Source organism: Flavobacterium tyrosinilyticum, from assembly GCF_023656565.1.
In the GTDB taxonomy this organism is placed as follows: Bacteria; Bacteroidota; Bacteroidia; order Flavobacteriales; family Flavobacteriaceae; genus Flavobacterium; species Flavobacterium tyrosinilyticum.
This window is the reverse complement of sequence record NZ_JAMOKG010000003.1, coordinates 60,866-80,228: the sequence shown is the minus strand read 5'-3', so window position 1 is coordinate 80,228 and position 19,363 is coordinate 60,866. Positions and strand designations below refer to the sequence as shown.

General features: G+C 35.7%; 11 protein-coding genes. 8 read left to right on the top strand and 3 right to left on the bottom strand.

The features are described from left to right. Position 1: 1 nt before the first annotated feature. The 7 genes from NCC77_RS15035 (at position 2) to NCC77_RS15005 (ending at position 13,800) form a co-directional block, all read left to right on the top strand. The gene (locus NCC77_RS15035) at positions 2-1,486 is read left to right on the top strand and encodes an alpha-L-fucosidase (protein ID WP_250836311.1); all 1,485 of its coding nucleotides are present in this window, start codon (positions 2-4) and stop codon (positions 1,484-1,486) included. 11 nt (positions 1,487-1,497) lie between these two features. Further along, positions 1,498-3,741: a GH92 family glycosyl hydrolase gene (locus NCC77_RS15030; protein ID WP_250836310.1), complete on the top strand. Its 2,244-nt coding sequence runs from the start codon at positions 1,498-1,500 to the stop codon at positions 3,739-3,741. Between the two features lie 17 nt (positions 3,742-3,758). After that, positions 3,759-6,419, top strand: coding sequence for a glycoside hydrolase family 3 protein (locus NCC77_RS15025; protein ID WP_250836309.1), 2,661 nt, complete (start codon positions 3,759-3,761; stop codon positions 6,417-6,419). A 263-nt stretch (positions 6,420-6,682) separates the two neighbouring features. Then, on the top strand, positions 6,683-9,769 hold the full coding sequence (locus NCC77_RS15020; protein WP_250836308.1) for a SusC/RagA family TonB-linked outer membrane protein: 3,087 nt from the start codon (positions 6,683-6,685) through the stop codon (positions 9,767-9,769). Between the two features lie 16 nt (positions 9,770-9,785). Continuing rightward, complete coding sequence (locus tag NCC77_RS15015; RefSeq protein ID WP_250836307.1) at positions 9,786-11,372, top strand: SusD/RagB family nutrient-binding outer membrane lipoprotein; 1,587 nt, start codon at positions 9,786-9,788, stop codon at positions 11,370-11,372. A gap of 143 nt (positions 11,373-11,515) precedes the next feature. Further along, complete coding sequence (locus NCC77_RS15010; RefSeq protein ID WP_250836306.1) at positions 11,516-12,562, top strand: sialidase family protein; 1,047 nt, start codon at positions 11,516-11,518, stop codon at positions 12,560-12,562. 287 nt (positions 12,563-12,849) lie between these two features. Next, a complete protein-coding gene (locus NCC77_RS15005; RefSeq protein ID WP_250836305.1) occupies positions 12,850-13,800 on the top strand; it encodes a M20/M25/M40 family metallo-hydrolase in 951 nt (316 codons plus the stop codon). A 253-nt stretch (positions 13,801-14,053) separates the two neighbouring features. Here the strand turns inward: NCC77_RS15005 and NCC77_RS15000 are convergent, their stop codons facing one another. Continuing rightward, positions 14,054-14,419: a winged helix-turn-helix transcriptional regulator gene (locus tag NCC77_RS15000; protein ID WP_095930384.1), complete on the bottom strand. Its 366-nt coding sequence runs from the start codon at positions 14,417-14,419 to the stop codon at positions 14,054-14,056. A gap of 81 nt (positions 14,420-14,500) precedes the next feature. Between NCC77_RS15000 and NCC77_RS14995 the strand changes: the two genes are divergently transcribed. Beyond that, positions 14,501-15,376, top strand: a complete 876-nt coding sequence (locus tag NCC77_RS14995) for an NmrA family NAD(P)-binding protein (protein ID WP_250836304.1) — start codon at positions 14,501-14,503, stop codon at positions 15,374-15,376. A gap of 104 nt (positions 15,377-15,480) precedes the next feature. Here the strand turns inward: NCC77_RS14995 and NCC77_RS14990 are convergent, their stop codons facing one another. Together NCC77_RS14990 and NCC77_RS14985 are read right to left on the bottom strand one after the other, a co-directional pair. Then, entirely contained in the window at positions 15,481-16,812 is a 1,332-nt protein-coding gene (locus NCC77_RS14990) for a DUF4374 domain-containing protein (RefSeq protein ID WP_250836303.1), read from the bottom strand. A 37-nt stretch (positions 16,813-16,849) separates the two neighbouring features. Next, entirely contained in the window at positions 16,850-19,246 is a 2,397-nt protein-coding gene (locus NCC77_RS14985) for a TonB-dependent receptor (RefSeq protein WP_250836302.1), read from the bottom strand. Between the last annotated feature and the right edge of the window lie 117 nt (positions 19,247-19,363).

Here is a 19,363-nt window from a genome sequence, read left to right as displayed (position 1 = left end):
GATGAAAAAAGGAATATTCATAATCGCCCTTTTATTTTCAGCTCAGATATTCGCTCAGGCGATTTATGAAGATGAAAGATACGTACCAGAAACTGATCCGTTAGTTTTAAAGAACTTAGACGAATGGCAAGGCAAAAAATTTGGTTTGCTAATGCACTGGGGAACTTACAGCCAATGGGGAATTGTAGAATCTTGGTCTATCTGTCCTGAAGATTACGGATGGTGTGAGCGTAAAAAAGGAAGTAATCCATCTAATTATAATGATTATATTAAAGATTACGAAGGTTTAAGAAAAACGTTTAATCCTGTGAAATTTGACCCTGCAAAATGGGCTAAAGCGGCTAAATATGCTGGAATGAAATACATGGTTTTCACTACAAAACACCATGACGGATTCAACATGTATGATACTAAATATTCTGATTACAAGATTACTAGTAAAGATGTTCCTTTTCATACCAACCCAAAAGCAGATGTTTTAAAAGAAATTTTCAACTCTTTTAGAGGCGAAGGAATTTCAACTGGAGCTTATTTTTCTAAACCAGACTGGCATAACGAAAACTACTGGGATCCATATTTTCCTCCATTCGACAGAAACGTAAACTACGATCCGTCTTTATACCCAGAAAAATGGCAGAAATATGTTGATTTCACGCACAACCAAATCTTAGAAATCTTAACCAACTACGGTAAAGTAGATATCTTATGGTTAGATGGAGGATGGGTTAGAAAAAGAGACCAAGTAAACATCAAAGAAAACTACGACGAGAAATTTACTGAAAACGAATCTAAAAACGGTTTCATCAAACACAGAGTGGTAGATCAAGATCCAAAAATGGATGAATTGGTTGTAAAAGCACGTCAAAAACAACCAGGTTTAATTGTTGTAGATAGAGCGGTTCACGGTAAAAACCAAAACTACTTAACACCAGAAGGACGTGTTCCTGCTAAAACGTTGCCTTATCCTTGGGAATCTTGTATTCCTGCAGGCGGTGGATGGTCTTATTCTCCAGGTGCTGAATACATGACTGGAAGACAAGGGATTCACATGTTAATTGATATTGTAGCTAAAGGCGGAAACTTATTATTGAACATTGCTCCAAGTCCAGAAGGAGAATGGGATAAAGGGGCTTACGATTTATTGCAAGCTTACGGAGATTGGATGAAAGTAAACAGCACAGCAATTTACAATACAAAACCTATCGAGCCTTACAAAGAAGAAAACATTTGTTTTACACAAAATAAAGCGGGTAATGTATTTGCATTTTATTTAGCTAAAGACGGAGAAGATAAAATTCCTGCTGCAGTTACTGTAAAATCGATCAGCCCTAAAAAAGGAACTAAGATTACGATGTTAGGTTCTAAAACTTCTTTAAAATGGACCAAAGAAGGAAACGGATTTAAAGTAATTATTCCGGAAAGTTTAAGAAATAACCTTCCTGCAAAAGAAGCTTGGACTTTAAAAATTGAAGCGATCAACAGATAAGAACGAAGCCTATGGTTTTAAATATTAAAAATAAATTTGAAACAGCATGTATTTTATACATGCTGTTTTTTAGCATTACGATTTTTGCGCAGGAACCTGCCGATTTCGTAAATCCGTTTATTGGAACTTCCAATTATGGTGCGGCTTTTCCGGGACCAATTGCACCGCGCGGAATGGCAAGTATTAGCCCGTTTAATGTGGCTGGAGTAAAGAATACACCGATGGAAAAAGACAGTCAATGGCTTTCGAATCCGTATGTGAATGAAAATACTTTTTTGACGGGATTTAGTCAAGTGAATTTAAGTGGAGTTGGCTGTCCAGATTTGGGTGTTATTTTATTAATGCCAACAACTGGAAATGTAGAAATCGATCATTTAAAATACGGTTCAACGTATTCTAATGAAGTTGCCAAAGCAGCGTATTACAGCGTAAACATCGACAAATACAAAGTTAAAGGAGAATTTACCACTTCAAAACGAGTGGGAGTAAGCAGATTCACTTTCCCGAAAGGGCAATCTAATATTTTATTAAATCTTGGTTTAGGATTAACAAACGAAGAAGGAGCAATGATAAAAGTGGTTTCTTCTACAGAAATTGAAGGAATGCGATCTGTTGGTTCGTTTTGTTACAACAGTCCAGAAGATGCTTATCCGGTTTATTTTGTGGCTCAATTTTCTAAACCTGCCTCTAAATTTGGAGTTTGGAAAAAACCTGCAAAATACAACGGCGTTGAAGCACAATGGATGGGGTACAACGGAAAAGCAAGAATAATGGAAAATACGATTAAAACCGTAGTAGGGGATAGTATTGGAAGTTATTTTACGTATAAATTCGACAAACAAGAAACGGTTGAAGTGAAGATTGGAATTTCGTACGTAAGTATCGAAAATGCCCGTGAAAATTTAGCAAAAGAAGTGGGTAACAGATCTTTTGATGCAATTTACAAAGAAACCTACAACGAATGGAACGAAGAATTGTCTAAAATTTTGGTTGAAGGCGGTACCAAAGATGACAATACGATTTTCTACACAGCTTTGTATCACACTTTAATTCATCCCAATATTTTAAATGATATTAACGGACAATATCCTGTAATCAAAAGAAGTAAAATTGCTAAAACCGATGATACCCGTTATACCGTATTTTCTTTATGGGATACGTACCGAAATGTACATCCATTGATGTCTTTGGTTTATCCAAAACAGCAATCTGATATGGTAAAAAGTATGTTGACTATGTTTGATGAAAACGGCTGGTTACCCAAATGGGAACTGAATTCGACTGAAACTTTCACCATGGTTGGAGACCCTGCAAGTATTGTAATTACAGATAGTTATATGAGAGGAATTCGTGATTATGATGTTAATAAAGCCTATTATGCGATGTTGAAAGGCGCAGATAATATTGAAAATAATCCGCTTCGTCCTGGATTGAAAGATTATATCAAAAAAGGCTATTTAACAACTGACAATAAAGGCCCAGTTTCTACAACTCAGGAATACAATATTTCAGATTATTCTATTTCGCTTATGGCCAACGAATTCGGGGACAAAGACAATGTAAAACGTTTTAAAGAACGTTCATTATCCTACAGAAAATTATTTGATAAAAACTTAAATCTGCTTCGTCCAAGAACGGCTGACGGAAAATGGTACGAACCATTTGATCCTGCCTCTGGAGCTAATTTTGAAGAAAATGTTGGTTTTATCGAAGGAAATGCTTGGCAGTATGCTTTTATGGTTCCGCATGACATTATTGGATTAAAGAAATTAATGGGCGGTGATCAAGCGTTTTCTGCTCAATTGCAGAAAATCTTTGATATCAAACAATTTGATATGGCAAACGAACCAGATATCGCCAATCCTTATTTATTCAATTATGTGAAAGGCGAAGAATATAAATCTCAGGAAATGGTAAAAAAATTGGTTCGCGAATATTTCAAAAATGAACCAAAAGGATTACCAGGAAATGATGACACAGGCACAATGTCGGCTTGGTTGGTGTATTCGATGATGGGAATTTACCCAATATCTCCAGGAGACCCAATTTACACCATTACAACGCCAATGTTTCATAGAGTGACGATCAAATTAGATCCAAGCTATTATAAAAAAGAAAGCATCGTAATTGAAAGACAAGAAAATAATGGCGGAAAAATCAATTCGATTGAGCTAAACGGAAAAACACGTAACAGCTTCTTTATCTCACATGATGATTTTGTGAATGGAACAAAGCTTAAAGTGATTCAAAACTAAACACACACACAACAACTATGTTACAATTAAGAATGAGGAAAACGGCCATTATTTTTGTAATGGCTGTTGGTTTTTTTAACCAGACCAATGCCCAGAAAAAGTATCCGTATCAGGATGCCAAATTACCAGTAGAAGAAAGAGTACAAGATTTGCTAAGCCGTATGACACTTGAAGAAAAAGTGCGTCAGATGGATATGTATAGAGGAGATTTTTTTAAAGATAAAGAAGATTTTGCAAAAGCTAAATCGGCAGAAAAAATCGGGAAATTAGGAATTGGAGCGATTCATGATCTTTATCCGCGTTCAGCTAAAATGATTAATGATTTGCAAACCAATGTAATCAAAGGAAACCGTTGGGGAATTCCGGCTTTGATTATGTGTGAAATGCTTCACGGTTATTTAGACGAAGGAAGTACCGCTTTCCCAATGAACATTGGACTTGGAGCAACTTGGGATGTTGCTGTAATGGACAAAGTGGGTAAAGTAATTGGTATGGAAGCCAGAGCACATGGAGTTCATTTTGGTTTTGGACCAAACTTAGATTTGGGGCGCGAACCACGTTGGGGACGTGTTGCTGAAACTTTTGGTGAAGATGCTTTCTTGAACAGCGAAATTGGTTTGGCTTTCATAAAAGGATTGCAAGGAGACGATTTAAAATCGGATCGTTCTATTATTGCAGAACCTAAACACTTTGCCGTTCACGGTATTCCGCAAGCGGGAGGAAATTCTTCGCCAATTTTGGTAGGAGAACGTTCAGCAAGAGAAGATCATTTGCCATCTTTCCAAAAAGCATTTACAAAAGGCGGTGCTTTAGGGACAATGTGTGCGTATTCTGAATTGGACGGAATTCCTTGTGCTGCCAATCACTGGTTATTGACAGATGTTTTAAGAAAAGAATGGGGTTTTAAAGGAATTGTAGTTTCAGATTTAGGAGCTATTAAATATATTCAAACTACTCATAAAGTGGCTGATTCTCCAAAAGATGCTATTAGAGAAGCCGTTTCTTCTGGCGTTGATATGCAGTTTTACGATTTTAGCAATGAATTTTGGCAAAACACCATTATTGAATTGGTAAATGAAAAGAAATTAACAACCGAAAATATCGATCGTGCAGCGGGAGGAGTTTTACGTTTGAAATTCTTGTTAGGATTATTTGAAAATCCGTACACAGAAAAAAATCTAATTAAAGAGCGTTTTCATACTCCAGAAAATCAGAAAGTTGCTTTAGAAGCAGCTCAGAAATCGATGGTTTTATTGAAAAATGAAAACAATATTTTACCTCTAAGCAAAAATCTTAAAAACATTGCGGTTATCGGACCAAACGCAAATGCTTCAAGAATGGGAGGTTATGCTCCTAAAAATAGTGTTGGAGTAACTGTTTTTGAAGGTGTTCAGCAAGTAATGGGAAAAACGGCTAATGTTGTTTATGAAGAAGGTGTTCCATTAATTGTAAAAGGACAAATTATTCCATCTAAATATTTATTTACTCCAGACGAATCTCAAAACGGATTAAAAGGAGAATATTTCAATAACAGAAATCTGGAAGGAACACCAGCTTTAACTCGTATTGATAGCCAATTAGAGTTTGACTGGCCTTGGGCACCTGGTGATGGTGTGAATGTAGATGATTTTTCTATCAGATGGACAGGATTTTTAAAATCGGATCAAGCATTGGACGGTTGGTTAGGTTTAAGTTCTGATGACGGAATCAGAATGTACATCGATGACCAATTGGTAATCGACAACTGGACTAAAGGTGCGACAAGCATGGTTACAGTTCCAAAAAATATCGAAAAAGGTAAAAAATACAAAGTCCGCATTGAAATGTGGGAAGGAGGCTGGGGAGCTAGAGCTCATTTCCGTTGGAATTTAGAAAAAGTAAACCTGCAGCCAGCAATCGAAGCCGCTAAAAAAGCAGATGTTGCGATTGTGGTTTTAGGAGAATCTAACGAATTGGTAGAAGAAAACAGAGACGTTGCTTCTTTAGACTTATTCGGAATCCAGCAGCAATTGATTGAAGAGATCCAAAAAACAGGAACTCCAGTAGTTTGTGTGTTATTAAATGGTCGTCCGCTTTCTACAAACTGGATTGCTGAAAATATTCCTGCAGTTTTGGAAGGATGGTTTCCAGGTGAGTTAGGAGGAAGAGCTGTAGCCGATGTTTTATTTGGAGATTACAATCCAGGTGGAAGATTACCAATCACAGTTCCGAAATCAGTAGGGCAGTTACCTATATATTATAACCAAAAACCATCTGCAATACATAAATATGTCGCAGAAAGCGAGCATCCTTTATATTCGTTTGGTTACGGATTAAGTTATACGAAGTTTGAATATTCAAATTTAAAGCTGAATGCTTCTGAAATTAAACCAAATGGAGAAATAAAAGTTTCTGTGGATGTTAAAAACGTTGGAGACAGAGATGGAGACGAAGTTGTTCAATTGTATATAAATGATGTATATAGTTCTGTAACTACTCCAGAGAAAACTTTAAGAGGTTTTAAAAGATTAAATATTAAAAAGGGAGAAACAAAAAATGTTGAATTTACACTTACTCAAGACGAGTTAGGCCTTTATAACAGGGAGATGAAGTTCGTTGTTGAGCCTGGAGACTTCGAAGTAATGGTGGGTGGAAATTCTACAGATTTGCAAAAATTAAAATTCAAGGTTTCTAACTAAAATCGACTAAACGCAGAAGAATTTTAAACGTTTTTTCGATAAAAAAAAGAATACAATTAAAAAAGGCCAAAATCTATTCGATTAATAGAGTTTTGGCCTTTAAAATAAGGAAGAGTTGGATTACAAATGAAAACGTTTTCTTTCAATTTTTGGTCAAACTTTCACCAACACCTTTTCAAAATTGTCATTTGTCGAAATAATACATTGTTAACAAAACGTATTCTTAAATTTAACATGTTATTAACTCTAAAAAAACAACTAATATGATTAAAAGCGTACTAAAATTACTGTTTGTCATATGCCTTTTTGGGTTCCAAGGCCTACAAGCGCAGACAACAGTAAAAGGAACGATAACAGATGCTCAAAGCGGAATTCCAATTCCTGGAGCAAATATTATTGTTAAAGGAACTAAAACAAGTGCTTCAACAGATTTTGATGGTAAATACAGCATTAGCGTTCCAAATCAATCAGCAGTTTTAGTTTTTACTTATGTAGGATCTTCTACAAAAGAAGTTGCTGTTGGATCACAAACTACAATTAACGTATCATTAGGTCCAGATACGCAGCAATTAGGAGAGGTAGTCGTTACAGCTCTTGGTATTAAAAGAGAGAAAAAAGCAATTACGTATTCTGCACAAAACGTTTCTGTAGACGAACTTTCTGAAGCTAGATCATTAAACGTTGCCAACTCACTTTCTGGTAAAGTTGCAGGTCTTAACTTCTCTACAACATCAAATGGTGTGGGTTCTTCTTCTAGAATTACTTTAAGAGGTAACAGATCTCTTAACGGAAACAACCAGCCTCTTTATGTGGTAGATGGTGTGCCAATTAGTAACGGAACAACTAATACAAACCCTGATATTGATACAGGAGGAACTACTCAGCCTGATGGTATCTCTAACATTAACCCAGAAGATATTGCTTCGATGACTGTTTTGAAAGGACCATCTGCAGCAGCTCTTTACGGATCTAGAGCATCAAATGGTGTAATCGTAATTACAACTAAATCTGGAAAATCTGGAAAAACTTCAGTTTCGTTATCATCTAACTTTATGGCTTCTTCTGCTTATAACTTGATGAATTTACAAAATGAGTACGGACAAGGTACAAATGGAAATTATGTTTCTAACTCTAGCTCAAGCTGGGGTGCTCCTTTAGACGGACGTCAGGTATCTGCTTGGCAGTTGGTTCGTAATCCAAATTATGCGGGACCAGCTACACAAAGCTATTCTCCACAGAAAAACAACGTTATTGATTTCTACAAAACAGGATATAACTTAGCAAACACTTTGACTGTTACAGCTGGTAACGAAAAAGCGCAAGGATATTTCTCTTATACGAACACACGTGCTGAAGGTATTGTTGGAGGAAACCAATTGGATAGACACAATCTTAACTTAAGATTGACTAGTAAAATTACAGACAAATTAACTTTAGACGCTAAAACAAACTACATCGTTCAAGATATCGATAATTTATTGAGAACTGGTGAAGAGTCTATTGGAACATCTGCTTATTTATTACCTCGTAGTATCGCTTACAACGATTACAAAGATTTCGAATATATCGATGCTGCAGGACAAAGACAAGTAAACTATTTCCTTGATGAAACTGGAGCTCCAGGTGGAAACCCATTCTGGTCTGCTTTGAGAGATGATGCTCGTACAGATAAAAGAAATAGATTTATTGGTTTAGCTTCTCTTAAATATGAGTTTACAAAAACTTTAAGTTTACAAGGTAGAGCTGGTTTAGACCAAATGACAAATAAAAACGTAAGAAACAGATATGCAACTGCAGCTTTCAACAGCAACATGGGTTCATACAGTGAATCTTATGAAACAGTAAGCGAATTAAACATTGATGCTTTACTTTCTTACAATGAAAAATTCGGAGATTTCTCTATCGGTCTTAATGCTGGTGCGAGTTCATTGCAACAAAATAGTTCAGCTTTAAATTCAGGTGGTGTATTAAGTAAAAGAAACTTCTTCGCATTATCAAACGTGCAAACAGTTCAATCTACTTCTACAGCTTCAGAGAAAAGAATTAACTCTGTTTACGGATTTGGTCAAATTGGTTTCAGAAACTATTTATTCTTAGATTTAACAGCTAGAAATGACTGGTCTTCTACTTTACCAGAAGATTATTTCTACCCATCTTTCGGACTTTCTGCTGTTCTTTCTGATATGTTTACACTGCCAGAAGTAATTAGTTTTGCAAAATTAAGAGCTTCTTATGCACAAGTAGGTAACGATACAGATCCTTATCAAACACAACAAAGATTCTCTTACATTGGAGGTAATGGTGGTATGTTATACGGACAAAACACAAAAGCAAATCCAAACTTGAAACCGGAGATTTCTTCTTCTAATGAGTTTGGTGCTGATGTTAGATTTTTCAACAACCGTTTAGGTTTAGATTTCACATACTTTAAAACGTTAACAAATAACCAAATTTTCTACATCAATACTCCTGAGCCTTCTGGATATTCTAGAGCAATCGTAAACGGTGGAGATATCGAAAATAAAGGTTTTGAGTTCACGCTTAGTGCAACGCCAATTCAAACACAAAACTTCTCTTGGGATATTACAGCAAACTACGCATCTTATAAGTCAAAAGTAAAATCTATCTTTGAAGGACGTGATGAATTAGTAATCGGTGAAGGACGTTTAGTTAGAAGTAAAGTAGTTAAAGATGGAGAATATGGTGATTTATACATCAAAGGTTTCCAAAGAAATGAAGCTGGAGAAATTTTAGTAAACAGCGCTGGTATTCCATTAGCAACAAATGGTTTTGATGTTCGTGCTGGTAACTTTAATCCAGATTGGACTGCAGGTTTCAAAAACAACTTCAAATACAAAGATTTCTCTTTAAGCTTCTTAGTTGACTTTAGAATCGGTGGTGAAGTTATTTCATACACTCAAGCTAGACAAGCTGGTTTAGGGGTAAGTGATATTACTTTGGCAGGAAGAAATGGTGGAATCATTGTTGATGGTGTTGTAGATAACGGAAACGGAACTTATACTCCAAATACAACAAGCATCAATGCTGAACAGTACTGGACAGCAATCGGTCAAAGAACTCCAATTGCAGAGCCATTCGTTTATGATGCTACAAACATCAGATTAAGAGAGCTTGTTTTTGGTTATTCAATGCCAAAACGTTTATTAGGTAACTCAGGATTTACAAGCATCGATTTCTCATTAGTAGGTAGAAACTTGTTCTTCTTCTTAAACAAAGCTAAGTACTTTGATCCAGAAGCAGGAGCAGGTACAGGTAACTTGCAAGGTATAGAATCTTTCAACATTCCATCAACGAGAGATTATGGAGTGAATGTTAAATTTGGATTTTAATTAAAAAAGAGACATCATGAAATATAGTTTTAAAATAAAAACATTAGGAGTTGCATTAATGGCAGTTTCTATTTTATCAAGCTGCACTGGCGATTTTGATGAAATAAACAAAGATCCTAATTCATTAACTGAAGATCAGTTAGATGCTACATTAGCTGGTCCTGCATTTGCATCGGCATTATACGCAGGTATACACAATGGTTCTTACTCATCTCCAGGAGTAGATGATCAAGGTACTTGGGGTATTGCTACAGGTATTTTATCTTCAACTTTTATTCACTACTTAAACTGTGGATATGGAACGGAAAGAAATGCTTTCGTTAATGGATACGAAGGTAGAGGATGGACGAGATTTTACACCGTAGCGGCTCCAGCTTTATCAAATGCTATAAAAGCATCTGAAGGAAATGCAGAAGCTACAGCAATCTTAAAAATCTGGAAAGTTTTCATGTACAACCAAATGGTTGATGCTTACGGACCAATTCCTTATACTGAAGCTGGTAACGGAAAAGATAAAGTTCCTTACGACAGCGTAGAATTTATTTATGCAGATTTCTTTAAACTATTAGATGAAGCAAATGCAACATTAGCTTCAACTTCTGTAACTTCGGTTGCCTCTCTTGCCCCAAATGATAGAGTTTATTCAGGAAGTGTTGACAAATGGAGAATCTTCGGAAACAGTATGAGATTACGTTTGGCCTTAAGAATTTCGGATAAAGAACCTGCAAATGCAAAAACTCAAGCTGAAGCTGCAGTAGCTGCTGGAGTGATGCAAACCAATGATCAAAGCGCTTTCTTTAAAGCAAGTAACATTACTCCAAACAATTTAAATATGATTGTAAACAGCTGGGGTTATGTAATGACATCTTCTATGGAAAGTATCTTAGTAGGGTACAACGATCCACGTTTAGCTAAATGGTTTGCGCCAATTGCTTCAGGAGTGTATAGAGGAAATCCAGTTGGAGGTTTAGAAGATCAATTCGGAACTACTGAATTCTCTAAATTCAACAATAATGTTTTAGGAAATGGAGCTGCTAATACACTTAGCGAAACTAAAAACATTGAAATCTTCATGGCTTCTGAAAACTACTTAAGTAGAGCAGAAGGAGCTTTAAATGGATGGAACATGGGAGCAGATGCTAAGACTTTGTATGAGACAGGTATTAGATTATCGCTTGCGCAATGGGGAGTTACAGAAGCAGCTGACGTTAATGCTTATATAGCAGGAACAACATTGCCAACATTACCAAACATTTTGACAGTATATCCAACTTTAGATTTACAAGATATTCCAGTTAAATTGCCAGTGGCTTGGTCTGCATCTACTGCTGATCAAAGAACTCAAATTGCAGTTCAGAAATACTTAGCAATTTTCCCAGAATCTTGGGAAGCTTGGGCAGATTTACGTAGAAGCGATGCTAAAGTAATCTATCCAGTTTTAAATACGGATAACCCAGATGCTGGAGTTGGTAAATCTTTAATGAAAAGAATTATTTACACTACAAATGAGTACTCATCAAACAAAGCGGCTGTAGATGACGGAGTTTCTAAATTAGGAGGTCCAGATTCTGGTGGAACAAGACTTTGGTGGGACACAAAATAATTAATTTGGTAAAGTAAAAGATCAAAAGATTTGTTACTTGAGCAGAAGGAGAGGTAACTCTCCTTTTGTTTTATATAAAAACCACTGAATTTTTGCCCCAGCTTTAATTCGTTACATACAATTATAATCTATATCAAAATAAAATGATTTTAAAGAAAAAATATGCTGTAGCAGTTCTATTGGCTTTATTTCTTTTTTCTAATGGAATAAAAGCACAACTGAAGGCAGTAAATATTGAAAGCAGTTATATTGCAGATCCGCCTGTTACCACAAACAGCCATGCCTCAACTTTGGTCGAATACAAACCCAATGAGATTTTAGCCGCTTGGTTTGGTGGAAAATATGAAGGAGCAAAAGATGTCGGAATTTATATTTCGGCTTATAAAGACAAAAAATGGTCTGCACCAAAAGAACTGATTCAGCCCTTAATTAAAAATGGAGATACACTTCCTTGTTGGAATCCGGTTTTGTTTAAAAGCAAAAGCGAGAATTTGTATTTGTTTTATAAAATTGGAAAAAATCCGAGAGAATGGTTTGGCGCTATGATTGTTTCGAAAGATAACGGAACAACCTGGGGAGAACCAAAATATCTTTCGGACGGAATTTTAGGTCCAATTCGAAATAAACCAATCGAAACTAATCCAGGCATAATTTTATGCGGAAGCAGTACAGAAAGTGTAGGCACTGACGAATGGCGTGTGCATGTTGAGGAATATACAGAAGCAACAGATTCTTGGAAAAAAATAGCCGTAGAAAACAATCAGAACTTTGATATCATTCAGCCAACATTTTTAATTCATAGTAAGAGTGATATTCAAATGCTGTCTCGTAGTAAACACAATAAAATAGTTTCGAGCTGGTCGGGAGACAACGGAAAAAGTTGGATTAGAACCAATACTATAAATGTCATCAATTCTAATTCTGGTATCGATGCTTTAACAATAGACAAAAACACGTTTTTATTGGTAAATAATCCGCTTCCAATTGGAAAAGACTGGTTTAACGGAAGAAATATTTTGGATGTTGAATATTCTAAAGATGGTTTAAAATGGACGAAATTATTCGATCTCGAAAAACAAGAAAAAGGAGAATTCAGCTATCCGGCTATAATCCAAACCACAGACAAAAAAATACACGTTTTGTATACTTATGATCGAAAATATATTAAACATACTTCTTTTGATTTATAAGATAATAGTACGCTGATAAAACAGATTCGCGTTGCAAAGACGCGGATAAAAACAGATATTTGATTTTAACACATAGAAACATAGAATTTTATTCCTCTTAGAGAAGAGAAATAGAAAAAGCAAGCTTTAACACATAGCTATGTGTTTTAATGTTAGTGAAACGCCTTTTTTAGATTTAGAAAAGCTATGTTTCTATGTGTTTAAAAAAAATATTTTAAATCAGTTAAAATCCGCGTCTTTGCAAAGCAAATCCGTTTAATCCGCGTCCCATCTATAGAATAACAATTATGAAAAAACTCTTTATTGCAATTCTTTTCTTTTGCTACACTTTTATGGATGCACAAAAGGCGGAAACCTTTTACAAACATGATAAATATCTTTCATCTGATAAATTGGAAGGTCGTTTTGTGGGAACTAAAGGAAATAACGATGCAGCTGCATATATCAAAAAATATTTTAAGAAATATGGTTTACAGCAATTCAATGATAGTTATTATCAGCCTTTCAAAGTATTTGTCAAAGAAGGAATCAATAAAATGAAATCCGATAGTGTGGCTACGCAAAATGTTGTGGGTTACATTGAAGGCTCCGATCCTAATTTGAAAAACGAATACATTGTAATCGGTGCCCATTACGACCATTGGGGTTGGGGCGGACAAGGTTCCGGAAGTAAAAAGAAAGAAGCTTTTGCCATTCATAACGGGGCAGATGATAATGCCTCTGGCGTTTCGGCTTTGCTGTGCATTTTAGAAGAAATTTCAAAACAAAAAGTAAAACCTAAACGAAGTATTATTTTTATTTCGTTTAGCGGAGAAGAGGAAGGATTGTTGGGTTCAAAATATTTCGTCAATCATCTTCCCGTTCCAAAAGAAGTTGTAAAAGTGATGTTGAATATGGACATGGTTGGAAGATTGAATGACAAAAAAGAGCTTTACATGGGAGGAGCAGGAACTTTTCCGAACGGAGTAGAATTAATGAAAAAACTGCAAGAAAACTCAGGATTAAACCCTGTTATACATGCAGGTGACGTTGGTGGTTCAGATCATGTTTCTTTCTACAAAGAATCCATTTCAGCAGTTGGTTTTCATACAGGCGGACATCCGCAATATCACACGCCAGAAGACGATATTGAACTGATTAATTCAGAGGGAGGTGCATTGGTTGCCCAATATATTTATAATGCCCTTGTACAAATTGCGAATTATGAAGAAGCTTTGGTTTTTATCAAACAGAATTAAATCGTTGAACGAAATTAATTATTTCGTCAACTGATTAGATTTGATCTGTTGATATCTGCTTTAATCTTTTAAATCTGCTTGAAAAAAAATCTACGCGCAAGAAGTATTTCACGCAGATTTAAAAGATTTTCGCAGATTAAATTAGATTTTACTTATGGAATAAATTAAGTCGACTAGTGAAATTAATGCCTGCTCAATTTCACAAAATAAGTTAAGTTAATTAGTTTTTGTTTTTTCGAAAAGACGGTGTCTATTACATGTTATAGACGCCGTCTTTCATTTTAAAAGCCCATGAAGCCATGGCATCAATTACAGGGAGCAGGCCAGTTCCTGCACTGCTTAATTTATAAGTTACAAATGGCGGTACAACAGGTTTTGCTTCGCGAATAACCAATCCGTCAGCTTCTAATTGTTTTAAATGCTGAATAAGCATTTTTTCTGTTACAGCTGGAATAGCTCTTTTCAATTCGCTGTAACGTTTATCTCCGGTTGATAAATGATATAAAATAATAGGTTTCCAATAGCCTCCAATTTTCTCCATAACAAAAGTTACAGGACATTTTTCTAAGGCATACTGCTTGTTTTCCTGAATAGTAGACGATTCTTTAATTGCTGTCATAATACATACTTTAGGGTAAGTACTTGTATAAAAGTAAGTACAAAGATACCTTTGTCTTGTTAAATAAAAAAACATTTTAAGATGAAAATTATAATCTCAGGTTCGTTAGGAAACATAGGAAAGCCTTTAGCGGCGCAATTGGTAAAAACAGGGCATGATGTAACGGTTATTAGCAGTAATGCAGATCGTAAAGACGCCATCGAAAATTTAGGAGCAAAAGCCGCAATCGGATCGGTTAGCGATGCTGATTTTCTTTCTAAAACTTTTACTGGTGCAGATGCTCTTTTTGCCATGACACCTCCAAATATGGGTGGAGCTAATATCATTAAAAACACTACAGATGCTGGTGCCGCTTTCGCGAAAGCAATTCAAGAAACCAAAATTAAAAGAGTAGTGATGTTAAGCAGCATTGGAGCCGATTTGCCAACAGGAAACGGACCAATAGCAGGTTTATATAATATTGAGAAGATTTACGAGAAATTAGACACTTCTATCACGTTTTTAAGAGCAGGATATTTTTACCTTAATTTCTTTAATGATATCCCGATGATAAAAGGAGCGGGGATAATGGGAGCCAATTTTCCGGCATCAAACCGTATTCCGTTAGTGCATCCAGAGGATATCGCAGCGGCTGCGGCAGAAGAATTGCAGAAAACTCAAGAGGGTAAAAACATCCGTTACATTATTAGTGATGTAAAAACACCTTCAGAAATTGTAAAAGCTTTTGCATCTGCAATCGATAAACCAGAACTTCCTTGGATCGAATTTACAGACGAGCAATATTTTGGCGGAATGACACAAGCTGGAGTTCCAGAAGAAATGGCAGGTTTATACACCGAAATGGGAACGGGATTACGAAACGAAACCATTGCGGCAGATTTCTTAAACAATGATGGAAATGCAACAGGTAAAATTAAATTAGAAGATTTTGCAAAAGAATTTGCTTCAAAATTCTAATCATAAAAAAACATTCCGCTTACTATAAATAGAAGCGGAATGTTCGATTAAAAAAAAACTCAAGTGATGAATTTTCCACAGACTGTTTTCACAGTCGTATATTTTTAGAATACCCCAATATAGTGGTTTCCTGGTTTGTTGATCAATTTAGCACCTTTAGTAACTTTTCCTGAAGGAATATCAATTACATAAATGTTACCATCTTTTCCAACTGGTGTTACTGCGATATAGAAGCTGTTTCCATCCACAACAAAACCTTGATATTGTCCAAAATCTAAGTCCGCGTCGTAGTTAATTCCTTCTACTTTTTGAGCAGTTCTTGCATTCAAATCTAATCTCGCTACATAACCTTGATTAGTGCCTTCAAAAGTATAAACTGCATAAGCAATTCCGTTTCCAACATATCTCCAAGCATCAATATAGCTTCCTTTTACTCCTAAAGCGGTATCTAAGCTAAATACATAATTATCGTCGTATTGATTGTTTTGATTGATTTTTAAGATATAAGAACCTTTTTGAGTATCTCTTTGCGTAGCTTGGTAAATGTTTCCGTCAGTAGCCACAAAGCTGTTGAAACTTCTGTAACCGCTAGTATCCCCAAATCCAACTTTTGAAGTAATTACCACAGGGTTTTCCAAAGAAGGATAATCAACCACAACCGATTTAGATCCTAAACGTTCAAACGTAGTTTCGTTTTTTGATGGATCAGCAGTGTTCGTTTTACGCATCCATGTTCCAATGATTAATTTGTTTCCTGCTTTGTTCAATGTTGGGGCATCTAAACGGAAAATGTGGTGTCCTTGCGCTTCTTCTTCAGCAGTCAATGGAATATCGTATTGTTTGTAAGCAGAAATTAAAGTCTGTTTCATGTCTAAAGATAAAACAGTAGCTTTTCCTCTTGTGTTTTTGTATGACTTGTCTTCGTTTACATTAACAATTGGAGTCGCCACATTTACTGCAACACCGGTTTTGTCACCGTCAAAAAGTTTTACCCATCTTGGAGATGTACCAGCATATTGAGAAATATTCACTTTCGCATCAGATACTGCAAAATTGTTTCCTCCATTTACTTTGTACGTCATAAATTCACCTCCATTAGCACCTGTGTAAGTGATATTGAAAAGCGTGCTTCCGTCTACAGAAGATTGAAGACGAGCTGTTCTGCTAGATTGTACAGGAGAACCATTATCGTAAACGTTTACAGAAAAGTTAGGATCAATTGCGTTTTCTTTGCTGATCGAGTAAACTTTTGTACCACCATTTCCGTCACCTGGATCAGTTTGCATTACTGCTCCTGCAACCGTAATCCAACGTCCTTCTGTAACGGGATTAACGGGTTCTGAATTTTTATTATCGTCGCTACTGCAAGCCGTGGTTAATGCAAATGCACTAACTAGTAAGCTAGATGTAAATAATTTAAATGTGTTTTTTTTCATCTTTATTGCATTTAAAAATTAGTTATTAATTGAGTGATTAAAATTTATTTAAGGTATAGTTGAGTTTTAAATAAAAGGCTCTTCCTGGTTTTTGAGCCGCAAAATTGTCATAAACCTGTTCGTCAAATACATTTCTCGCATCAAAACTTACTGTGAATTGCTTGTTCGGAAAAACATAGCTCAAACCTAAATCTTGAGGAAACTGTGCTGTAGTTCTATCGGTTTCAAGCCAAGAAGTATAAAACGGAGCTACATAACCGCAGTAGTAATACAGATTAAGCTCTGATTTGCTCTGAATTATATTTCTAAAGTTGTACTGAAGATTTGCATTTAGATTAAAGAAAGGCTCATTAGGAAGCTGTTTGTTGTAATTAGGCAGAATGTTTCCGTTTTTATCGTATTTGTCCTTAAACAGCGCATTGAATTTGGAAAGATTCATCCCTGCAAAAAAGCGATTATTATAAGAATATTGGAAAGAAGTTTCAAAACCAACAGATTGTGCTTTTCCTAAATTCACAAAAGGTGAAGCTTGAATAGCTTCATTTACACGATCACTAATCTGACGGACAATTTTATCTTCGGTATTTCTCCAAAAAGCATTTCCTGAAACGGTAAGCTTATGATTATTCATTTCGTAAGGACCAAATCGCAAGCCGGCATTAAAATTATTGCTCTGTTCAGGTTTTAGACCCGAATTGCTAATGATATTTTCTCCAGGATTACCAAATATTTCATTTTCTGAAGGAAGTCTAATTGCTTTTTCAGCAGAAGCCATAGCCATTACTTTTGGTAGAATAGAGTAAGAAGCGGCAATTCCGTAACCATTATAATTTGTTCTTTTAGAAGTAACAACTTCTCTTACCACACTTTCGCCATTTTCAGTCACAACTTGCGGATCTCTCTGTTCATTTTTCAAGTTATAATTTTTGAAAAAAAGATTCGCTCTCAGTCGAGATTCAAATGCTGTCATTTCGTAAGCAAATGAAGAAACCGTTTTGGCTAAATCTCTAGTAACGATGAAATTGCGAGTGATTTCTGGTTGCATTTCATCAAGATCATTTCTGTCAAGAATGTAAGTCATAACATTGACAAGCACTTTATGATTTTCGGTAATCGAATAACTTAAACCCGCTCGAGTATTAAAAATATCCGATTTCATATGGTTGATAGTAGGAGCGCCTTGTTGTGCTCCAGTATTGGTTAGAATGGGTTGGCCGTAAAGACCAAGTGCTTTTTCGCCATTCCAATTGTAATTCCATTTTACAGTATCGTTGATTACGTCATTTCTATGGCTGTAAACAGAAATAAGAGAGAAATCAAGGTTCTTAATTAAAAAGTCCTTTTTGTTGTAAGTCACACTAAAAACATTCGCAGCAGATTCGCTAAAACGTCCTTTATAAGGTTTAGTCATATATTGCCCATGCTGAATCTGATTGTAATCTTGGGAACCATTGTAGCTAATAAGAAGATTATCTGCCCAATCTACATTGGTAAAACCAGCTTCTAATCTTCCTCCAAAAGATCGGTACATGCTTTCAAATCGCTTGGCGCGAATGTATTCGTAACGTCCGTTTGGCGCTATGTTGTAAACCCATTTTCCCCAAACTTCATAATCATTGTCAGAGTAATTTTGAAAAGCATTTGCCTTTACTGTGAATCCGTTTTTATCTCTAAAGGAAGCATTAACATTAGACTGAACGGTATTAAAAGAACCGTATGAAACAGAAGCGTTTAAACTGTTTTTAGCGCCTTTTTTCAAAACCACATTAATGGCACCTCCAAGTGAATCATCGGCTAAATAAGCAGGAACCACTCCTTTGAAAACTTCAATTCTTTCGATTAATGCAGGCGGAATGCTATTTAAACTAAAAGAGGCACCATAAGTTTGAATTGGAACTCCGTCAATAAAAATTCGGATAGCATTTCCAGACATTCCGTTGATATTGTAAGTAACAGCAGAACCTAAACCACCATTTTGTCTGATCCTAACGCCGCCCGAACGGTCTAATAAATCGTTGGTTTGCAAGTTTCTTTTTGCCGCTTCTTGCGTTTCAATCACGTTAACCGCAAAGCCTTTTTCTATAATGTCTTTTTTGAAGGTCTTTTTCTCAATTTTTACTTCTTTAAGCGCTTTCGGATCTGTTATTTTTTCTAATGCAATATTGATCTGGTGCAACGGGCGATTAACTGAGATATTTATTGTTTTCGGTTTAGCTTCCATAGAAGAAATTTCTAAGTTGTAGCTTCCGTAAGCCAAACCTTTTATTTCGAACTGACCGTCATTATCAACTACAACAAACTTTTTCGTTCCTGCAATTTGAACCGATGCGCCAAAAGCGGTTTCGTTATTAGTAAAATAGACTTTTCCAGTAATTTTTCCGGTTTGTGACCAAGCCGAAATGGTAAATAAAAATAGAAGTAAAATTGTTCTCATATTGAGTCTGCAAATAAAAGTGCTGCAAACTTATGTGATAATTTAAATTTAATCTAAATAAAGCAATTAGAAGATTATTAGAATTGAGATGAGGATTCTAATGTTATTTTAATGTTG

Excerpts from the sequence above, each read along its gene's own strand:
- NCC77_RS15035 (WP_250836311.1), top strand. The coding sequence starts at position 2 with ATGAAAAAAGGAATATTCATAATCGCCCTTTTATTTTCAGCTCAGATA.
- NCC77_RS15010 (WP_250836306.1), top strand. The coding sequence starts at position 11,516 with ATGATTTTAAAGAAAAAATATGCTGTAGCAGTTCTATTGGCTTTATTT.
- NCC77_RS15030 (WP_250836310.1), top strand. The coding sequence starts at position 1,498 with ATGGTTTTAAATATTAAAAATAAATTTGAAACAGCATGTATTTTATAC.
- NCC77_RS15005 (WP_250836305.1), top strand. The coding sequence starts at position 12,850 with ATGAAAAAACTCTTTATTGCAATTCTTTTCTTTTGCTACACTTTTATG.
- NCC77_RS14995 (WP_250836304.1), top strand. The coding sequence starts at position 14,501 with ATGAAAATTATAATCTCAGGTTCGTTAGGAAACATAGGAAAGCCTTTA.
- NCC77_RS15020 (WP_250836308.1), top strand. The coding sequence starts at position 6,683 with ATGATTAAAAGCGTACTAAAATTACTGTTTGTCATATGCCTTTTTGGG.
- NCC77_RS14985 (WP_250836302.1), bottom strand. The coding sequence starts at position 19,246 with ATGAGAACAATTTTACTTCTATTTTTATTTACCATTTCGGCTTGGTCA.
- NCC77_RS15000 (WP_095930384.1), bottom strand. The coding sequence starts at position 14,419 with ATGACAGCAATTAAAGAATCGTCTACTATTCAGGAAAACAAGCAGTAT.
- NCC77_RS14990 (WP_250836303.1), bottom strand. The coding sequence starts at position 16,812 with ATGAAAAAAAACACATTTAAATTATTTACATCTAGCTTACTAGTTAGT.
- NCC77_RS15015 (WP_250836307.1), top strand. The coding sequence starts at position 9,786 with ATGAAATATAGTTTTAAAATAAAAACATTAGGAGTTGCATTAATGGCA.
- NCC77_RS15025 (WP_250836309.1), top strand. The coding sequence starts at position 3,759 with ATGTTACAATTAAGAATGAGGAAAACGGCCATTATTTTTGTAATGGCT.